Consider the following 787-nt stretch of genomic DNA (forward strand, 5'->3'; position numbering starts at 1 on the left):
CAGGTGTGTGGGTGGGTAGGGGAGCGTCGTGCCGGGGGTGAAGCAGCGGGGTGACCTAGTTGTGGACGCGGCACGAGTGAGAATGCAGGCATGAGTAGCGAAAGAAGGGTGAGAAACCCTTCCGCCGGATGACCAAGGGTTCCAGGGCCAGGCTAATCCGCCCTGGGTGAGTCGGGACCTAAGGCGAGGCCGAGAGGCGTAGTCGATGGACAACGGGTTGATATTCCCGTACCCGCGAAAGAGCGCCCGTGATGAACCTCGTTGTGCTAACCACCCGAACCTTGTGAGGTCTTCGGACTGATCGTGGGGAGCGTGGGAACCTGGCGGGTAGTAGTCAAGCGATGGGGTGACGCAGGAAGGTAGCTGATCCCGGCCGGTGGTTGTGCCGGGGTAAGCGTGTAGGCCGTACCGTAGGCAAATCCGCGGTGCATGTAGGCTGAGACGTGATGCCGAGCCGATTCAGGTGAAGTCAGTGATCCTATGCTGCCGAGAAAAGCCTCTAGCGAGTTCTTAGCGGCCCGTACCCCAAACCGACACAGGTGGTCAGGTAGAGAATACCGAGGCGATCGGGCGAACTGTGGTTAAGGAACTCGGCAAATTGCCCCCGTAACTTAGGGAGAAGGGGGGCCGGAGACGTGAAGGCACTTGCTGCTGGAGCGTTGTATGGCCGCAGAGAGCAGGGGGAAGCGACTGTTTACTAAAAACACAGGTCCATGCGAAGAAGTAATTCGATGTATATGGACTGACGCCTGCCCGGTGCTGGAACGTTAAGGGGACCTGTTAGCTC

General features: G+C 59.1%; 1 rRNA gene. It reads left to right on the top strand.

The features are described 5' to 3' along the window. Window positions 1–787, top strand: a 23S ribosomal RNA gene (locus tag ACVMYR_RS33125); the annotation flags it as partial.

This window comes from Micromonospora sp. PTRAS2 (assembly GCF_054052245.1).